17 protein-coding genes are annotated in these 18,792 nt (G+C 61.7%); 7 read left to right on the forward strand and 10 right to left on the reverse strand.

Annotated features, from left to right (window positions below; translation table 11 throughout):
• Positions 1–4 precede the first annotated feature (4 nt).
• The 9 genes from sctR to sctW form a co-directional block, all read right to left on the reverse strand.
• The gene (gene sctR, locus B3I26_RS11100; protein ID WP_296257731.1) at positions 5–658 is read right to left on the reverse strand and encodes a type III secretion system export apparatus subunit SctR; all 654 of its coding nucleotides are present in this window, start codon (positions 656–658) and stop codon (positions 5–7) included.
• On the reverse strand, positions 655–1,077 hold the full coding sequence (locus B3I26_RS11105) for a FliM/FliN family flagellar motor switch protein (RefSeq protein ID WP_296257732.1): 423 nt from the start codon (positions 1,075–1,077) through the stop codon (positions 655–657). Before B3I26_RS11105 ends, sctR begins: the two co-directional genes overlap by 4 nt.
• The gene (locus B3I26_RS11110) at positions 1,067–1,804 is read right to left on the reverse strand and encodes a type III secretion system protein (protein WP_296257733.1); all 738 of its coding nucleotides are present in this window, start codon (positions 1,802–1,804) and stop codon (positions 1,067–1,069) included. The genes B3I26_RS11105 and B3I26_RS11110 overlap by 11 nt, the downstream gene beginning before the upstream one ends.
• Positions 1,801–2,277 (reverse strand): type III secretion system HrpP C-terminal domain-containing protein, encoded by a 477-nt coding sequence (locus B3I26_RS11115; protein ID WP_296257734.1) that lies wholly within the window; start codon positions 2,275–2,277, stop codon positions 1,801–1,803. Before B3I26_RS11115 ends, B3I26_RS11110 begins: the two co-directional genes overlap by 4 nt.
• 91 nt (positions 2,278–2,368) lie before the next feature.
• The gene (locus B3I26_RS11120; RefSeq protein ID WP_296257735.1) at positions 2,369–2,821 is read right to left on the reverse strand and encodes a type III secretion protein; all 453 of its coding nucleotides are present in this window, start codon (positions 2,819–2,821) and stop codon (positions 2,369–2,371) included.
• Between the two features lie 350 nt (positions 2,822–3,171).
• The gene (locus B3I26_RS11125; protein ID WP_296257736.1) at positions 3,172–4,521 is read right to left on the reverse strand and encodes a FliI/YscN family ATPase; all 1,350 of its coding nucleotides are present in this window, start codon (positions 4,519–4,521) and stop codon (positions 3,172–3,174) included.
• Positions 4,518–5,489 (reverse strand): type III secretion system inner membrane ring subunit SctD, encoded by a 972-nt coding sequence (sctD, locus tag B3I26_RS11130; RefSeq protein WP_296257737.1) that lies wholly within the window; start codon positions 5,487–5,489, stop codon positions 4,518–4,520. The genes B3I26_RS11125 and sctD overlap by 4 nt, the downstream gene beginning before the upstream one ends.
• 18 nt (positions 5,490–5,507) lie before the next feature.
• Positions 5,508–7,601: a type III secretion system export apparatus subunit SctV gene (gene sctV / locus B3I26_RS11135; RefSeq protein WP_296257738.1), complete on the reverse strand. Its 2,094-nt coding sequence runs from the start codon at positions 7,599–7,601 to the stop codon at positions 5,508–5,510.
• Positions 7,601–8,722, reverse strand: a complete 1,122-nt coding sequence (gene sctW / locus B3I26_RS11140; RefSeq protein WP_296257739.1) for a type III secretion system gatekeeper subunit SctW — start codon at positions 8,720–8,722, stop codon at positions 7,601–7,603. The genes sctV and sctW overlap by 1 nt, the downstream gene beginning before the upstream one ends.
• A gap of 244 nt (positions 8,723–8,966) precedes the next feature.
• Here sctW and B3I26_RS11145 point away from each other — a divergent pair, with 244 nt between their 5' ends.
• From B3I26_RS11145 to B3I26_RS11175, 7 genes are all read left to right on the forward strand, one after another.
• The gene (locus tag B3I26_RS11145; protein WP_296257740.1) at positions 8,967–9,521 is read left to right on the forward strand and encodes an RNA polymerase sigma factor; all 555 of its coding nucleotides are present in this window, start codon (positions 8,967–8,969) and stop codon (positions 9,519–9,521) included.
• 797 nt (positions 9,522–10,318) lie between these two features.
• Positions 10,319–12,706: a type III effector HrpK domain-containing protein gene (locus tag B3I26_RS11150; protein ID WP_296257741.1), complete on the forward strand. Its 2,388-nt coding sequence runs from the start codon at positions 10,319–10,321 to the stop codon at positions 12,704–12,706.
• 172 nt (positions 12,707–12,878) lie between these two features.
• A complete protein-coding gene (locus tag B3I26_RS11155; protein WP_296257773.1) occupies positions 12,879–13,763 on the forward strand; it encodes a lytic transglycosylase domain-containing protein in 885 nt (294 codons plus the stop codon).
• A gap of 102 nt (positions 13,764–13,865) precedes the next feature.
• Complete coding sequence (locus B3I26_RS11160; protein WP_296257742.1) at positions 13,866–15,446, forward strand: type III effector; 1,581 nt, start codon at positions 13,866–13,868, stop codon at positions 15,444–15,446.
• 11 nt (positions 15,447–15,457) lie between these two features.
• Positions 15,458–16,474: an Hrp-dependent type III effector protein gene (locus B3I26_RS11165; RefSeq protein ID WP_296257743.1), complete on the forward strand. Its 1,017-nt coding sequence runs from the start codon at positions 15,458–15,460 to the stop codon at positions 16,472–16,474.
• Positions 16,475–16,485: 11 nt separating this feature from the next.
• On the forward strand, positions 16,486–16,971 hold the full coding sequence (locus B3I26_RS11170; RefSeq protein WP_296257744.1) for a CesT family type III secretion system chaperone: 486 nt from the start codon (positions 16,486–16,488) through the stop codon (positions 16,969–16,971).
• Positions 16,972–17,121: 150 nt separating this feature from the next.
• Positions 17,122–17,808 carry a RibD family protein gene (locus B3I26_RS11175; RefSeq protein ID WP_296257745.1) on the forward strand — a complete coding sequence of 229 codons (687 nt, stop codon included), beginning with the start codon at positions 17,122–17,124 and terminating at the stop codon, positions 17,806–17,808.
• On the opposite strand, the gene ptrR is transcribed toward B3I26_RS11175, so the two are convergent.
• Positions 17,805–18,704, reverse strand: coding sequence for a putrescine utilization regulator PtrR (gene ptrR, locus B3I26_RS11180; RefSeq protein ID WP_296257746.1), 900 nt, complete (start codon positions 18,702–18,704; stop codon positions 17,805–17,807). The two genes, B3I26_RS11175 and ptrR, sit on opposite strands and share 4 nt — an antisense overlap.
• Between the last annotated feature and the right edge of the window lie 88 nt (positions 18,705–18,792).

An 18,792-nucleotide genomic window follows, 5' to 3' on the forward strand; every position in this document is an offset into this window, starting at 1 on the left:
TGCCTCACATATACGAATAGAAAAGGCTGTCGAGCAGGCGGGTCCAGCCTTGCACCAGCACGAACAGCAGCAGCTTGAGGGGCAGGGAGATGGTCATCGGCGAGACCATTTGCATGCCCAGCGCCAGCAACAGGTTGGACACGATCAGGTCGATGACGATGAACGGGATGTAGATCAGAAAGCCGATCTGGAAACCGGCCTGCAACTCCGAGAGCACGAAAGCCGGAACCGCCAGCAGCAGGTCGTTCTTGGTCGCCTTGTCGGCCATGTCCTTGGGCCACATGCGCTGGGTGTTATCGAGCAGGTGAGCGCTGACGTCGGGATCGGTGTTGCGGGTCATGAAGCGTTGCAGCGGTTCGATGACCGTGCTGGCGCTGGCTTGCAGCTTGTCGGTACTGCCCATTTCCAGCGGGTGATCGTGAACACGCTGCTGGATTTCATGGGCCACCGGCGCCATGACGAACATGGTCGCCGCCAGTGCGATGCCGTACATCGCCATGTTCGGCGGCACCTGCTGCACGCCGATGGCATTGCGGGTGATCAGCAGCGTCATGGCAATCTTCAGAAAGGCCGTACAGACGATCAGCAGAAACGGAATCAGCGACAAGGCACCAAGGAACAGCGCCAGCAGTACCGGGTTCATCCCGTCCATGATCATGCGGGCGACGCCATGCGGGTGATTTGCAGCCCGAGCCGACCGTCGACATCCACCAGTTCACCTTCGGCCACAACGCGTTCGCCGTGGCATAAGGTGGCGAAGCCAGGGGTGATGCCGCTGACTTCCAGCACCGTGCCCGCGGAAATCCGCCGCAGGTCGCCCAGGGTCAGGTTGAGGCTGCCGCAGCGCAGGGTGAGAGCCATTGGCAAGCGGTCGAGTGCGTCCAGCGGTTGGGCACCCGCATTGGCGTAGGTGGGTTCGTACGCCGATTCAGGCTCCTCAGCCTGCTGCTGCCAGTCGGTGTCGCCCGCCGCCGACGGGTCCTCAGCGACATAGGTGTCATAGCCCTCGGGCGACTGTTCGTAGTCGTCATCGGTGGAGGTTTCCAGCTCTTCGTCGTAGAGCGCTTCATTGGCCATGTTCCAGGTCTTCCTCGTGGCTGAGCCGTACATACAGCTGTCGTTCGTGGCTGTCGGTCTGCACTGCCCATTGCCGGCCGCCCAGTTGCAGGCGGCCATTACCGTCGCTGTCGAAGTTGCACAGTGACGGTAGCAACACGTCTCCCGGTTGCAGTGACGCCAGTTGCGCAAGGCTCAACGACAGCTGGCCCAGTTCTACTGGCTGATGGACCGGCCAGTGCTCATCGAGCGTTTGCCGATGGAATTGCCATCGGGGGCCGTCCAGCAACCTCAACAGCACCTCGGCGTCAGCGTGGAGCCATCCGTGCAGCGACTCTTCGCCCAGGCGCAGCTGAACCCGACAGGTCAGCGCAATGGCTGACGATGCAGGGTCTGACAGTGCAGTGACATTGCTGAGTGGCTCGACAGGCGAAAGCAGTTCCGCGATGGCGGGACTGAATCGCTGGTTGAGCATTTGCCAGTACCAGGACTGCGCCTCGCCTGCGAGGGTGACCGGCAGTTCTCCCATCAGGCTCAGCATGGCGCTGGCATCACTCAGACCGAACACGCCGATGGCGCTATCGAACCAGTTGATCGGATGCGCTAACGCATCGCCGGCGGCATGCGGACGCAGCGTCAATTCGCCTGCCAATCCCTGTGCATCAAATGCCAGGCTTGCCCCGGCGCCCAGCCGGCGACTGAAGCGGGCCGCCGTCGAATCGACTTTGCGCAACGCCCATGCATTCATGCCTCGCGCTCCTGATGAAAAGACAGATCGACGTCCTGGCCCAGGGCGTCGGCCAGCGCACTTTCACAGGCGCGCTGATGGGGCCGCAAACGCGAGAGCACACCACGTCGAGCGAACGCCAACTCCACGCTCCACTGGTTGTCGCGCTTGTTGGCATTGACTTGCACGCGGCCCAGATTCGGCATCAGCAGGGTCACGCTGAATGGTCCGTCGGGCTGTACGGGAAGTCGCTCTGCCAGTTCGTCGATCAAGGCAGTGGGCACGCCGTCGCCGGGAGGCAACAGGTTCAGAGCGCTGCCGCCGAAGCCGGATTGATCGGGCTGCTCGCCGACCGCAGGCACCAGCAGTTGCGAAAAAAACATGCCGTCCGCACTCAGGGCCTCGCTCGGGTCGGTCTGATGCCAGGTCGAACGCAAACGCTCGGCTTCGCCACGACGCAGGCCACCGACGCTGGAGCGAGTGGTGTTTGACACGGCCGATTCCGTAGGCGCGGGACGTTGCGTCGGCGAGGCTTGCGGGCGTGGCGGCGACTTGATCGGTGTATTCATCGGGACTGGGCCTTATTTATTGAGCGTCTGGTTCATTGAGGGCTTCGGCCAGACAGGCCAGCTTTTCCACGGCCCGTTGCGAAGCTTTTGCCACAGCGTTGGCTTGCTGCAGGCGCTGTCGCTGGTCGTCGATGCTCATCCTTTGCTGCTCGATGTCCTGGCGGATGTAGGCCAGGCGATCGAGCATGCGGTTTTCCTTTTCATGCCAGTGATCGAGGTCATTGAGCGACAGGGTTTTGTACAGATTCGCCTCACTCAGAACCTGCCGCCGTTCGCGCTGATTGACTCGCTCCTGGCCCAGGGCTTCACGGGTTTGCTGCAGATGCGCCTGCATGTCCAAAAGCGCCTGCTGAGCCTTGCGCTGCGCGCGCTCGGCACTGGCCTGGCGGTGCTGGCGCAGCGGCGTAAGCACGCTGATGACGTGTTCCATGGCCAACTGTTGCGGGTCGATTTCCAGTTCTTCTTCCATCAGCCAAGCCCCTTGTTACCCGACGACTTCGCACCTGTACGCGCAGGCGCAATTCCAACCATTGCATGAGGTGACCGACCCGCCGCCCTCACGGCTGTCGCGCAGCTCCAGCAGCTCCCACAGGAAAACATTTTCAAGCTGCATCCCTCATTCTCGCCCACGACCCAGCACCGTAGGAGACGCCGGAGGTTACGACGGCAGCGACGGTACTATCCCAGCCACTGCCTTTGGTGACTGACCCCACCACCTTCATGGCTGTCGCACAGCTGCTGCAGCTCCCACAGGAAAGTATTCTCAAGCCCTCATGGCCATCGCTAACCGCATTCATTTTCTCAGGCATGACCCACCCCTCACTCCGGCAATTGCGAAGTCAAGCGCATCAAGGCGTCCAGGGTTTCCTCAAGCGGCACCGGTTCGCGCAGGTCCTGGCGCAGAAAGGCGTTGATCGGTTCGTTGAGTTGCACCGCACAGTCGGTGACCGGGTCGCTGCCAGGCTGGTATTCACCCAGGCGAAGGAGCATTTCCACCTGCTTGTAGGCCGCCATCAGCCGCCGCAACCGGTTGTTCGCCTGCTGGTGTTCGCGGCCGGTGACGTTGCTGATAATCCGGCTGATGCTGGCCTGCACGTCGATGGCCGGGTAGTGGCCGCGTTCGGCCAGTTTGCGTGACAGCACGATATGGCCGTCCAGCAGCGAGCGCACTTCATCGGCCACCGGGTCGTTCATCGAATCCTGTTCGATGAGTACGGTGTACAGCGCGGTGATCGAGCCGTTTTCGCTCATCCCGGCGCGTTCGACCAGGCGTGGCAGCAGGGTATAGACCGAGGGCGGCAGGCCGCCACGGCCCAAGGGTTCACCGGCCGCGATGCCGATTTCGCGCTGGGCCCGGGCGAAACGGGTCAGGGAGTCCAGCAGCAACAGCACCTTCATGCCTCGGGCGCGATAGGCCTCGGCGATGGCCGTAGCCGTGAAGGCTGCGCGTGCGCGCTCCATACTCGAACGGTCCGACGTGGCGCAGACCAGCACCGAGCGGCTGCGCAGGGTGGCGTCGAGTTCATGGTCGAGGAACTCGCGCAGCTCTCGGCCTCGTTCGCCGATCAGGCCGAACACAATCACATCGCACGCCATGTTGCGCGCCAGTTCTGCCATCAGCGTGGTCTTGCCGCATCCGGCACCGGCGAACAGTCCGACCCGTTGGCCTTCGCCCAGCAAAATCGCGCTGTCGATGGCGCGCACACCGGTGGGCAGGGCGTTGCTGATGCGCGGGCGCTGGGTCGGCGGCAAGGCGTCGGCGATCACCGGCACCGTCACCCGGCGGTCACCGGGACCGGCGAACGCGCCTTGTGAATCCCCCTGCAACGGTCTGCCGAAGCCGTCAAGCACGCTGCCCAGCAGGCTGTCGTCTACGCCGATGCGGTGAGCCATACCCAATGGCCGGATATGCGCGCCCACCTGAACGCCGTCGGGTGTACCCAGCGCGCTGAGCAGCGTGCAGTCACGGGTGAAACCGACGATTTCGGCGAGCATGGTGCTGCCGTCAGCCTTGCTCACCTCGCACAGGTCGCCGACCTTGGCTGCCGGAATCTGGCACTCCAGCAAGATACCGCTGACCGCGCTCACCCGGCCGCTGACCTGCACTGCCGAAAAGCTGCTCAAGCGCCTTGTCTGCTCGGTTTTCCACTGGTCGAGGGCGGCGTTCACCAGTTCACCTCGTAATGCCGCTCGCCATCGAACTGAATGCGGTTATCGTCAATGCGGGTCAGGCGCAGACCGGCCAGTTCATCGCCGACATACAGGCGATGACCGTCGGCGGTGACCAGATGCGCCTGAGGCCCGGACATGATCTGCACGATGGTGAAGGGCAAGCCGTTGCTCGAGGTTGTAACGTTGTCGATCAGGGCCACTGGCGCGTCATAGCGATCCTTGAAGCGCTGGAGCATGCGCTGATACACCAACTGTGACTCGGCCTTGAGGTTGCCGCTCAGGGTCAGGCCCTCGGGTGTCTGCTGGACGTTGACTCCGCTGAGCAGGCGCTCGCTGAGCATGGTGTTGAGCTGGCGCCGGGCGTCATCAATGTGGGTCAGTTGGATGCGCTTGTGCGCCGGTTCAGAAGCGGGTCTGGCCTTTTGCGCGATCTGTGCGGACGGGTGGACCGCAGCAGTTGCAGCCATTGACTCAGGCGCGCTACTGCGCGTCAGGCTCCACGCGCTGCCAGCGATCCCCAGCAGCACACCGATGACCACGCCGGTGGTGCGGTTGAGCAGGCGTGAGCGCGATTCGACTTTTTCCAATGGCGGCGCGCTGGCGCGAGCTTGCGGTTGCGGCTCGGCTTGCGCTTGGGCGGGCGGTGGTTGAATCACCGCCGGTACCGAAGGCCAGGCATCTTCAGCCGCCGACACGCAGAGCCACACCGAGCCGAGCACGAAAGCGGTATTGGGGGTCAGTTCAGCGGTCGAGTGGCGATGACCTTCCTGATCGCCGATGCTGCCCTCGGCTGCATTCAGCACCCAGCTGTCACCCTGACGTTGCAGGCGACAATGCACCTGCTCCACGCCCGGGTCGTGCAGTGCCAGGTCCTGCTCGGCATCCGAACCAATCGCCCATTGCTCACCCACCAGCGGCAGTGCGGCGCCCTGATGCAGGCCGGTCAATACCCGTAATTCAAACATGCGAGGCTCTCCAGGAACTCAAGCGGCGTACTCGTTATCCAGCTCATCGAGCTCTTCTTCCAGATCGAAGCGGCCGAGCACCTTGACCTGCGCCGCGTTGTTGATCTCGGCGAAGGACAGCACTGGCACGTGGTAGAACTCTTCCTGCAACAACGTGCGCAGCGGGCTGCGCAGGTCCTGTGCAACCAACAGCACCGCACGTTCGCTGGTGCGCACCGGGAAGGCGATGTGCAGTTGCTGCACCAGCAACTGGCTGGTCTCGTTGTCCAGGGCGAAGAAGGTCTCGGTCTGGGTCTGGCGCAGGCCGTCGCGCAAAATGCCTTCGCTTTCCGGGGTCAGCACCCACACCAGCAGCCCTTCGGCGCCGCAATACTGATGATAGATCTGCGACTTCAAAGCAATGCGCACGTAGTCGGCGAGCACAGTGACTTCACGCTCGTGCTGGCCATGTTCGATCAGGGTTTCAGCGATGACCCGGATCGCGCGCAGTGGCACGCATTCCGATGCCAGGCGCTGCAACACTGCAGAGAACCGCGCCAGGGGCAGCACGCGCTGCATTTCCTGGGCGAGCTCCGGCTGTTCGCTTTCCAGCCAGCCAAGAATCGCCTTGGTCTCCTGCAGGCCGATGAATTGCGGGCCACAGGACTGCAGTGCGCGTTCCATGCGCTCGATGATCAGGGTCATGGCATCGACCCGCTCGACCTGGTGGTCCTGCAACTGCGGATCGTCGGCCGGCAGCCACACCCATTGGCCTTCCTGGCGTTCGACACTGCCGTAAACGCCGGCATCGGGTGATTCTTCGAGCAGGCGCGCCTCCACCGCGACGTGGCTTTGGGTGAACGTGGCCTTGAGCAACGGCACCTCGTAGACCGAAAAACGAAATTCGTCGGGTGGCAGATGTTCAGCCTGCTCGATGATGAAGGAGGGCAGGGTCAAGCCGTATTGCACCACCAGTCGGTTGCGACGCTGGCGAATTTCGCTGACCAACGCTTCGATCTGCGCCGGGTTCTGACTGGGGTGAAACTGCAGCACGAACTGGCGGCTCGGGGAGAAGGTGCGCAGGTCTTCACGCCCATTCATTTCCGGCGCAACGGCCACCGCTTGCGCTTGCTCGGCCTTGGGTTTGGCCCGGTGCAACTGCAGCAGGCCGCCGGTGCCGCAGATGATGGCGATGACGATGAACACCGTCGTCGGCATGCCGGGCAGGGCAGCGAAACCGAGCATGGCCACGGCAGCGATGATCCACGCCTTGGGCTGGCTGGTGATCTGCTCGGCGATCTGCCGGCCGATGTTGGCCTCTGCGCGCTCCTCGTCAGGCACGCGGGTGATGATCATGCCGCAGGTTACCGAGATCAACAGCGCCGGAATCTGCGCGATCAGGCCGTCACCGATGGTCAGCACGGTGTAGACCTGCAGCGCATCGCCCGCGCTCATGTTGTGCTGGACCACGCCGATGGCGATGCCACCGATCATGTTGATCGCGACAATGATCAGGCTGGCGATGGCGTCGCCGTTGACGAACTTCATCGCGCCGTCCATGGCCCCGAACAGCTGGCTTTCCTTACCCAGTTCGGAGCGGCGCTTGCGCGCTTCGTGGACGCTGATCAAGTTGGCTCGCAAGTCACTGTCGATGGACATTTGCTTGCCGGGCATGGCATCCAGGGTAAAGCGTGCCCCCACCTCGGCGACCCGCTCCGAGCCTTTGGTAATCACCAGAAAGTTGACCACCGTGAGGATCAGGAAGATCACCATGCCGACCGCCAGGTTGCCGCCGACCACGAACTGGCCGAACGCTTCGACGATGTGCCCGGCGTCCTGATTGAGCAGGATCAGGCGTGTGGTGGAAATCGACAGCGCCAGGCGGAACATGGTCGTCAGCAGCAACACCGCCGGAAAGGTCGAAAACGCCAGCGGTCGGGGCAGGTGCATGGCGAGCATGATCAACAGGCAGGAAATGCAGATGTTGATGGCGATCAGCACGTCCACCAGGCCCGTGGGCAGCGGGGTGATCATCATGAAGACAATCGCGATGACCACGAAAGCACCGACGATTTCGGAACGGCGCATCGCCGCCAGAGCGAGCTGGTTGAGCAGGTTGATAACGCGATCCATCAGGCGAGGCCCCCGAGCAGCTGGTTCTGTTCCAGCCGAGTCAGCTCGGCCATGAGGATGAGCAGGTTGCCCAACGCGCTTTGTCGGCTCTTCATGTCGCGCCACAGCAAAATCGGCAACTGCTGCAGCATGGGCCGCAGCCCGTTAAGAAAGGCCAACTGATGCTTAAGCTTGGTGCCGCCGATGTGCTGGGTCAGTTGCAGGGTTTCATTCAGGCTCATGCCCTTGCCGGACAGTGCCAGCAGGTGTTTGAGAAACGCCGCCGAGTCCACTTGCAGGCCGGGGTTCTTGTTGCGCATGCGCCCCAGCAGGTGCTCGCAGCTTTGCAGCAGGGTGGCCACATGACGCGCGGTATTGAGGCCGTGCATCAGCGTGCGTAATTGCTGGGGCGAGGTAGAAGGCGTGAGCGCCGACAGGTCGTCGGCAATGGCACTGCGCATGTCACGCAGATTGAGTTCGAACTGGCCGACTTCCTCCTGCTCGTTGAGCAAGGCGTCGATCAGCCCCGTTATGTTCTGCTGCCCGGCAATCGCAACGTCGTACAGCTTGCGCAGCGCACCACGGCGTTTGCTGTCGATGCCGGACCTGGCAAACGCCTTGGCGCTGTTGATACCGGCCCGGGCGCGTTTGCCGTATTGGCGACGCAGCAGTTTCAACTGCTGGCTGAGGACCACATGCTCACCCATGGCTCCATCGGCCTGCGCCTGCTTTCTGGCCGCCTGCAGCACCACATGGGCCTGGGCCGGATCGCCTTCGGCGAAGCTCAGTATCTGCTCCAGACTGGCCGCTCGCTGGCTCTGCAATTGCTTGCGCATCTTGCGTGCCGCGTCGTCCAGCCCCGTGTCCTGGCTGCCCATCAGCAGTTGATACAGCTCGCCGAGCTTTGCCGCCCGTGACTGCAGTGCATTGCTGCTGGCCAACAGTTCGCGCTGCCCGAGACTGCGGCTTTGCTGCACCAGCGCCGCCGCAAAGCGCGATACCTGCTGCGGCGAGGTGCCACCCATGTTCGGCGTATTGGCACGCAGCGCCGCAACCGGAATCGGCGCGTTCTTCACCGCGTTGATCGCGGCGGTCTCGACAGCGTGCAGCGCTTGTGTGACAGCGGGAGCGGAGATCTTCATAGGACGATTCTGAGCGTGGTCATGCGCTCTGAGTGGGGCGTACGACGATTACGGTTCCATCAAGTCGGCAATCAAACCATCTGTGCCAAAAACCGTTCGCGAATCAGCGTCCTCGCGCAAGATTTTGCACAGGATGGTGAGCGGGTTAAATAATAATTTAGTTATATCAATAGCTTACGATCGAGACACGGCTGGCACACATATCGCTATAGGGCTAACACACTTCAAACAAGGAAGAGCCCTGATGTTTCCAAGTCTTGCGATACTCGATATTGATCCTTCGGCCCGCCGCCAGCCGCCCCAAGGCATCCGCCAGCTTTCCAGTGATCAGGTGAAGATGATTCGTGCGTTCATTCAGAAGCGTGTGATGAACCCGGACGATGTGGATGACATCCTGCAATGCACCTTTCTTGAGGCGCTGCGCAGCGAGCACAAGTTTCAGAACGCCAGTAAACCCCAGACCTGGCTTTGCGGCATCGCACTGAACTTGATCCGTAACCACTTTCGCAAAATGTACCGCCAGCCCTATCAGGAAAGCTGGGAAGATCACACCCATTCCGAGCTCGACAGCCATGGCGATATCGGTCATCAGGTCGACGGTCTTCGGCAACTGGTGCGAGTGGCCAGGGCGATCGACACGCTGCCTTCGAACATGCAGCGGGTGATCGAGGTATCACTGGAGATGGACGGCAATTACCAGGAGACCGCGACCTCCCTGGGGGTGCCGATCGGCACGGTGCGTTCGCGTTTGTCCAGAGCGCGGGAGCAACTGAAGCGGCAGATGGACCCATTCGCCTGAGGCTATGGGCGCGCGCCGAGCGCAGCCGAAACGGCGAGACCGTTTCAGATGTGCTCGGACACGGACGCCGCGTTGATCAGGTCGTAGAGCGCGAAGGCGCGGTTGACCAGAAAGACAGTGGCGACGGTCAGAGCGGCGGCGTTGATCAGGTGAACAGTCATGGGCGGTAGTCCGTGTCGGCAATGGAGGCAGTAACGATGGGGCGATGTTACGCCAGGCTTTCAAAACCTGAAGACAATCGGCTTCATGGTGGTCATCAACGGGATTGATGGGCGCGGGGAGGGACTCTGGATCCCCGCAAAGCCATGTGCCCGCCGTACCTTGTTTCTGCCCGCAAAGCCCTGACTTCGCCACAACCCTCTTCTGCCCGGAGGGCGTAGGAGCAAGCTTGCTCGCGATCTGGCGCGAAGCGGCAGTAAACCCTGCTGATGCGGTGTTTCAGGCAAATGCGCGGTGAATGGTCTTGCTGCCGGTGCCCGGCAGATCGCTGGCAAGCCGGCTCCTACGGCCTTCGGCCAGAATCAAAAGCTGTAAGCCCACCACAACCCGCTTCGGCCCCGAGGGCGTAGGAGCAAGCTTGCTCGCGATCTGGCGCGAAGCGGCAGTAAACCCTGCTGATGCGGTGTTTCAGGCAATTACGCGGTGATTGGTTCGCTACCAGTGCCTTGCAGATCGTCAGTAACCTGGGTTCCAGCACCCTCCTGGCAGCATCAGGACACAAACAAAAATATTTCCCGGAACTGACTTTCGTTCTGGACCACACAGTTGCCATCCTTCATGCCCGGATGGCGACTCCCATGCGTATTTCCAACAGCCCTTACAGCGGTATCGCACCCCAATCCGACAGCGGCGATTCGATCAAGCAATCGCCGCTCGATAAGTCCGCGCCTAAAACGCCGAACGGGCTTGTGGCGCAAGGCGGTGGGGCGAATTCCACTGTGCAGTTTGGCGGTGCCGCAGCGCAGCCCTCCGGCGACACGCAGTCCACGGAAAAACAATTGCTGTCCCTGCTGACGCAACTCGCTCAACTGTTCAAAGGCAATGCGCAAGCTCAACCGGACTCTACTCAGGCATCCCCGACCAGCACACCTACGCAGGCGCCAACCCAAACCCCGCTTGCCGACACGCCAACGCAAGCGCCGGTCTCTGCCGACAAACCGGCCGCGGTCAGCGATGTCAATGCGACCCAGCCGAGCGCCCCCACGGCCACCGGCAAACCGGCCGATCAACCCAAGGCCGCCGAGGCGAGTTTTCTCGACGACTCGCAGTATTCATCACCTAAGGAGCTGGAGCGCTGGGCGCCGATGGTCGCCAACCTGCCGCCTGATCAGCGCGAGCAGGCGGCCAAAGAGCTGAACCGGCCCATCGCCGCCGCGCGCATGGCTGCCGAAAAAGGCCCGGACGCTGACAAGGCCATGGACTTCATCAACGCCAACCCCTCGCTGAAAACCGCTGTGGACACCGGCAAGCATGGCGGCAAGGCCGACGGCAAAATCACCGACGGTGATCTCAAATCGTTTGCCAAGAACATGCAAAAGGCCGCGGACAGTGGCGACAAAGACATTGCCAACTACCAGAAAGACCATCCGGACGCCGATCCGCAATCGCTGGATCTGGTCCGCAGCGCCGCCTTGATGCGCGCTAACGAGCCGTTGACCCGAGCCGCCGATCCAAAGCATGCAACAGATGCCGACGACAAAACCAAGGTCAACAACCTGACCAACGCCGATGGCCTCAAAGCCATTCAAAACGACAACCCAGGGCTGGGCGGGCCGCTCAAGCAGGCGGCCAAGACCTGGTCGCAGCCGGGCTTTCTGACGCAGATCGATCAGGGCGGTCTGCAAGGACGCTCCCTGGCTGCCCACAGCCCTGACAAGCAGTTCAGCGCCAGCAACATCAGTGACTGGATCAAAAAACAGGCGCCGACCAATGGTGGAGAATTTGCCAGCGTGCTCAGCGACGCCGCGACCCTCAATTGCGTGGCGAACACCGATATCAGCAAGCTGGGCAAGGACGTCTTTGACAACCCGTCAGCCTATAGCGGCGAGCAGAAGGCCGCGGTGATGGTCAAGTTGCAGCAGACCCAGCAAAGCGTGGTCGCCGGCAAGGACCTGCGCAAGACGGAAAAAACCGAAGACGCGCTTAACGAAAAAATCGGCCAGCTGCAGGCCGATCCCGACGTGCAGGCGTTTCTCGACAAGCAGATCCCGGAGCAGTCCCGCGCCCTGGTCAACAGCACACCGACCTTGCAAAAGGCGGTCAACGAGCAGATGCAAAAGGTCAACAGCGGCGAAGCGTTGCAGACCGATCTGAACACAGCTGACAAGGCCACCAGCAAGGACAAGCCTAACGCCGACTACAGCAGCGCCCTCGGTGGTCTGTCGGCGCAACTGCAGATGCAAAAGGATTTGCTGGGTGCGCACGCCACTGTACCGACCGCTCAGCAGGTCTTGGGACAGCGTCCGGATTTGCAGGGCAAGGTCCAGAATTCCTACGTGCAAAACTTCAGCGAAGGCGGCGCCGTCAAACAGTTGCTACACCAGAAAAAAGCCGACGGTGAAGAGGCGTTGAACAGCGCCGATGCGCAGAAAGCGGCGTATGACAGTGTGCTGCCTGAAGATTTCGTGCAGGGCCAGCAATCGAATTATGTTCAGTCCACCTTTGCCCAGCTGCAGGACTCGAAGACCGGCCGCAAGCTGCTGGGGAACGCTCAGGGCGACAAGAACCATGCGCCGTCCATGGCCGCGCAGGTCGCCTCGAAAATGGGCCCGGCGGCCTTGCAGTCGGTCGCAGGCTTTGCGTCTGTCTCGGACATGCTGGCCCGCGGTGACAAGACCGATGCCGCCAAGGGCATCTACGACAGCACCAAATCCGGGTTGTCAGCAGCCAAGCAAGGCTACGATGCGGTGGCCAAATCCGCAGGTCGCGCGGGCTTGGGTGAGGTCGCGGCGAAAGTGGGTGGAAGGGTCGCGGGCATGGTGGCCGGGGAGGCCGCTGGCATGGCCGCCGGCGCTGCGATCGGGGCCTCGATTCCAGTGGTCGGCTGGATTGCCGATGCTGCCATGAGCCTTGGGTTCGGGATCTCGGCCATCATCGAAGCGGTGAAAAAACACAAGGCGCAGAAGGCCTTCGACCACAACGTCGATCCGGTTCTGGACCAGTTCGGCATTCCCAAGGCCCATTGATTCCCCCCTGACCTGAAAGAGGTAAACGATCATGAGTATCGGTGTTTCGTCGGCTCGCCCGTTGCAGGATCTGAACACACCCACGGATTTTTCGTCGCTGAGTGGCAAGTCCGGACAGCAACACTCACTCAATGGTGGATCAAGTGGCAATCAGGTCATCGACCCGAGCGCCTTGCTGTTCGCCAACTCAACACCATCGCAAGTCAACTTCGCGCCGCCCGGCAGCCAGGACTCGCAAACCGACGCCAGCAGTGCGCTGTCGGGAAGCAATAATCAGACGGCCACCCCTCAAACCGGCATGGCCCAGCAGATCATGACTCTGCTGATGGAGCTGATGCAGATGCTCATGCAGAACAACCCCAATCAATCCAATTCCGGCAGTGGCCAACCCACCAGCAACAATCTGGCGACTCAGGGTGGAGGTGGCGATGGCGTCGACAGCTCAGGGGGCACTGCAGAGGGCAGTGTTGATGGCGCGGGTGGTGGCGGTGGCGATGCTGCGGCTTCGGCCGATGGTGCTTCCGGGCTGAGCACACCCAGCAGCGATACTGCCAGCGCCGTGTCTGGGGATACCTCGCTAAGCGGCTCCGGTGATTTGCATCTGCCCCAGCAGCTCGAGCCCTACCGCGCCGACATCATGGACGCTTCCAAGGCAACCGGCGTCTCGCCAAGTGTGCTGGCCGGGCAGATATGGGCCGAGTCGCGCGGCAAGCTGGGTGACGACACCACCAACGTCAATGGCAAGACCGACGCGGGTCTGATGCAGGTCAACGCTGACACCTTTGCAGGCCTCAAGCAGGAAAATCCCGAACTGTTGGGCAATGCCGACGTGAACAACGCCCACGACAACATCATGGCGGGCGCGCTCTATATGCGTGACCAGCAAAAGGCCTTCGGCGACGTGGGCTCGGCGTTGCGCGCCTACAACTCGGGACCTGACAAAGTGGACAAAAACGATCTGTCCAATGCAGGCGGGATCGGCGATCCGGACTACGTAAAGAACGTGATGAACTTCGCGAAGATCATCGAAAGCGGGCAGGGCCAACTGCCTGCCTGACATTCGCTCCCTCTACGCCCGGCACGCAGGTCCGCGTCAGTCGGGCTGACCCGGCCGGGCCTCGCTGAAGGGGGACGGTCGCATCTTGACGCGAGGTTTTGCATGAACATCATTCCACGGCACATTCAAGGGGCAGCGCCGACCCTGCCGACCGATACGACCCAGGGCGCCGGGGCCAGTCATGCGCCTGCCCAGGTCGCCGCCCTGTCAGCGCAACAGATTCAGACACAAGTCAGACAGATTGCCGACTTCCTGAAGCAACAGGTATTCGCCGCCCATTATCAAACCCTGATGCAGGTTCCCCGGGACGTCAGTCAGGCTGATCTGGACGAAATCAATCAGCACAACGAGGGTGTCACCCGAAGCAATCAACAACTTGACGCCATCGCTGACAGTCGGGCGCGGGTGCTCCAGCAAGAGAATGAAACCCCTGGCGACATCGCTGAAACCCTGGCCAAGGGCGAAAAGTTCGACCGAGGGGCTACGCGCGCCTCAAGTGCCTTGCGCGCCATGCCGTTTGCCGCTGCTACCGCGCTGCAATACATGCGACCCGCCATCAACAAGGGCGACTGGCTGCCTGCACCGCTCAAACCCCTGACGCCGCTGATTCCCGGAATGGTTTCCGGGGTCATGGATCAGGTGGGTACCGGTGTAATGAACCGTGTCACCGGCGATAACCAGTTCCTGAAGACGGCCTCCGACAACCTGCATGACGCCATGGCCGCGTCGCAAAAACGCCACACCCCGGGCCTGGTTCAGCAGAGCGTCGACATGGGTGGAGCGATTCAGGGCTATACCGCGCGTAACGCGGTGCGCACGGTGCTTGGCACGGCGCTGGCCGCAAGCCCCAAGGTGCAGGCGGCGGTTGACACGTCTATCGCAACCGTCGGCGGGCTGGCCGCCAATGCGGTTTTCGGCAACCGCCTGCAAACCACCGAACACCGCGATCATCTGCGTGGCGGAGCCTACGTGTTCGGCCGCAAAGACACTGAGGCCAAACCGCTGGACGATGAAACCGAATGGCTCGATGCCTACAAAGCCATCAAGAACGCCACTTATTCGAGTGCTGCACTCAATGCCGGCAAGCGCGTGGCGGGCATGCCGCTGGACATCATGACCGACAGCAGCAAAGCGGTGCGCAGCCTGGTCTCGGCAACCAGCCTGACCCAGAACGGCCTGGCGCTGGCGGGCGGCTTTGCCGGTGTTGGCAAGCTGCAGGAATTGGCGACCCAAAATCTCACCAACCCCTATGCCAGGAGCGCCGTCAGCCAGTTAACCAATACTGCCGCCTCTGCGGCGGTGTTCGCAGGCTGGACCACCGCCGGTGTGGTGACCGACCCGGCGACCCGCGCCGCAGAAGATTTCCTGCAGAAAACGGTGAAGGATGCGGCGTCAACCTCGGCGGCGTTCGTCGGTGACAAAACCGCAGAAGGTGCCAGGGCGACAGCGCACGCGGCGCAGGTTGCGGGCAACAAGACTGCAGCAGGCGCGCGGGTCGCAGCGCAGACGGCGACCGCTGTTGGCAACAAAACCGTGGAGGGTGCCAAGGTTGTAGCGCAGTCGGCTGCCGACGGCGTCAACAATGCGCTGGTGACCACCGGCGCGGCCTTACGTGCGCAGTACGCCAATCATGTGCGACGGCGTGACAGACCCGCCGATGTCGGCGACATCGAACTCGGATAACAGGAGGTACCATGCCGCTGTCGACTTCAAATCACGGTTTCACCCGATCAGTGCATCATTTCAATACCGGTGAATCCAACAATACAGTGCTCACCCGGCGAGTGCTCGAGCCCGAGAATTCCAGGCATCGAGGGCGCACGGTCACGGTCTCGGTGGGCGAGATGGACGCCCTTAAGTACGCCAATGATGCGATTGACGATACCTGGCGCATTCTGAACTACGGATCCGGTAATCAGGAACGGCATCTCAAGCGCACTGCCGGCGAATCGTTCAAGCGCACGGTGCTGGTCTACGAGCAACACCCCCACAACAGCTTCAGCGCGGAATCGGCGCGCACGGCTGCACGTTTCGAGGCGGGCAATTGCGACCAGATGGCAGCAGTCAATGCCTTGTTGCTTGCCTCATCGCCATTGCAGCAACCGGTTTCAATCGTCAGCGCGCCCGATGTCGGGCACAGCTTCGTGGAGGTGGGCGATTCACGCGCCACGGACAACACCATCATCTCCGATGCCTGGCCCGAATTCGGTCGAGCGGTCAGGCGCAAGGATTTTGCATTGTTGGGCAGCAACCCGGTGACCGTGGCACGGTTCAATCCCGACCCTCGTCCGGAAGAGCGCGAGACTCTGCTGCGCGGCCCCAAGGAGCGTCAGCGCGACGTTGATCGCCAGTTTGCCCGATCCAGGCCCGACTACCCGATGAACGGGCATCAGTTGGTCAACCGAGTGTTGCGAGACAGCAATGTGTACGTGCAGGAGCATGCGTCGAAAAACCTCGGTGTCAGCTACGAAGGCGATGTGCGCAACGACGACAACCGGCGCGAAGACCAGAACTTCTCCGAGCGCCAGTTCCGGAAACGCTTGCGTGCTTCGGGCATCGATCCGAACACCGGCGCGGCGCGGCCCGTCGCGGCAACGGTGCCGACGCGTCGCCCCAGCACCCACCACAGCCGCTACGCTGAAACCCCACCCCGGCGCCGGGCGCGGGCCGACTCATTCCTCGATCGCTTGCGCGATATGCGCCTTGGATAAGGAAAAAAATGATGCCTAGCCAGCTGAAACACGTGCTGTCCCCGGTGTTGCAACGAATGAAGCTCGATGCGAGTAGCCTGGATACTGCGTCCAGCTACGTCATGACCCTTGAGAGCGGTCTGAGTATCGAACTCAAGGAAGCGCCCTGCGATTATTTGACCCTCAGCTGCCTGATACCCGTGTCGGCGCAGCGTTTCGATGATGCGCAAACGCTGGCAATCCTGTTGCAGACCAATCTGCTGGGGCTCGAGCATCCGCCGATATTGACCGCAGCGCTGGTCGAGCAGAAAAAGGTGATCCTCTGGGCGCGTCAACCTTTTCAGTTGCTCGACAGCGGCGCCATGAATCGCCTGTTCCAGCGTTTCACCGAGCAGGCAGAAAAGATGGGTGCATGGTTGGCCTTACCACTTAAGGCATCGCAGCAACCCCGGCGAAGTGCCGCGCCCGTGGAGAAGCCCACGCGCTTGAGCGGCGGTCTGGGTACCACAAGGGTATAAGGGCCTCTAGCAGGCGCCACCCTTGTGCGAGCAAGGGTGGGTACGCTCGGCGAGCCAGCGCTGAAGGGGCTGTGGCCATCGAGAAGCGCTGAACTATCAACGCGCATCTCCGGTCGGTTTTACATCGCTCATCCACCTCTGGAGTCAAGCATGCAGCCTTATGTCGTTTGCCACATGATGTCGTCACTGGACGGCCACGCCCTCACCGATGGCTGGGATCGCCCGTTCAAAAAAGCCGCCGGGGATCTTTACGAGAAGCTGGCGCAGACGTTTGCGTTCGATGCGTGGATCTGCGGCCGGGTAACCATGCAGGAAATCGCTCACGACGAGGGTTATCCCAAAGGCCTGGCAAAAGCGCCCATCGCGCGAACCCACCACTTTGTCGAGCGTCAGGCCAAGAGCTACGCGATTTCCATCGACCCCCATGGCAAGGTCGGCTGGAAGAAAAACCAGGCGTTGGACTCCCATGTGGTCGAAGTGCTTACCGAAGGCGTTTCGGACGACTACCTGGCTTATCTGCAATCGGTTGGCGTCTCCTATATTTTTGCCGGCAAAACCGAGATCGATCTCAAGCAGGTGGTCGATATCCTGGGTAACGAACTGGGCTGCAAGCGGCTGATTGTCGAAGGTGGGCCTCATGTCAGTGGCTCGTTCGTCAATGCCGGCCTGGTGGACGAGGTGAGTGTGCTGATCCTGCCGCTGGTCGATGGCCGGGGCGAGCATCCGGCGTCCTTCGAAGTGTCCCCCAATGCCTGGAAACAACCCACCCACCTCACGTTGACCTCGGCCGAGGTGCAGGAAGGCGGCGCCGTCTGGCTGCGCTACAAGAAGCGCTAAACCGCTGACTCAGTCAGGTGTGGCGTCGCGTCACGCTGGACCGCGTTCTGCACCAGATCGATGAACGCGGTGAGCGCCGGCGAGCGCACGCCGCGCCGCCACGTCAACCAGATGTTCAGGTAGCGAAAGTCTTCGCTCAGCGGATAGGCGTGCACATTACGGCTGCCTGGCATGCTTTCCAGCATGCTGCGCGGCACCATCGCCACACCGGCGCCTGCGGTGACGCAGGCGAGCATGCCGTGATACGACTCCATTTCGAAGATCTTGCCGGGCGTGGCCATGTCGGCCTTGAACCAGGCTTCGAAATGCTTCCTGTACGAGCAGTTCTGACGAAACGCGTACACCGTCTTGCTGCTCACTTCCTGGGCCCGGTTCACCGGCTCATGGCTGGCGGCAGTGATCAGGAGCATTTCTTCTTCAAACAGTTCGATGCCCTCAAGCTCTGGATGGCGCAGTGGGCCATCGACAAACGCCGCGCTGAGCCGGCCCGAGAGCACGCCGTCGATCATGTCGCCAGAGGGCCCCGTTGACAGGTCCAGTTCGACCTTCGGATAGCATTGGTGAAACTCGGCCAGCAGGGAAGGGATGCGCACTGCGGCCGTGCTTTCCATCGAGCCCAGGGAGAAAACCCCTTGAGGTTCCGAGCCTGAGGTCGCTTGCCGGGCCTCTTCAACCAACTCCAGGATGCGCCGGGTGTAATCGAGGAAGGTCCAGCCAGTGGCCGAAAGACGCAGGCGCAGCTTCTCGCGGATGAACAGGTCGACACCCAACTCCTGCTCCAGCTGCTTGATGCGGGTGGTCAGGTTAGAGGGCACGCGATGCAGGCGCTGGGCGGCAGCGGTGATGCTGCCTTCTTCGGCAACGGCCTTGAACAGCTCGAGTTGAGTCAGGTCCATGAATACGCTGATACCTTCACGATGAGAGAATGTATTGTTGATAATTATTCATTATCGAAATTTAGACCGAGAGCCTATCGTGGACCCA

It is taken from the genome of Pseudomonas sp. UBA5706, assembly GCF_002419965.1.
Lineage (GTDB): Bacteria > Pseudomonadota > Gammaproteobacteria > Pseudomonadales > Pseudomonadaceae > Aquipseudomonas.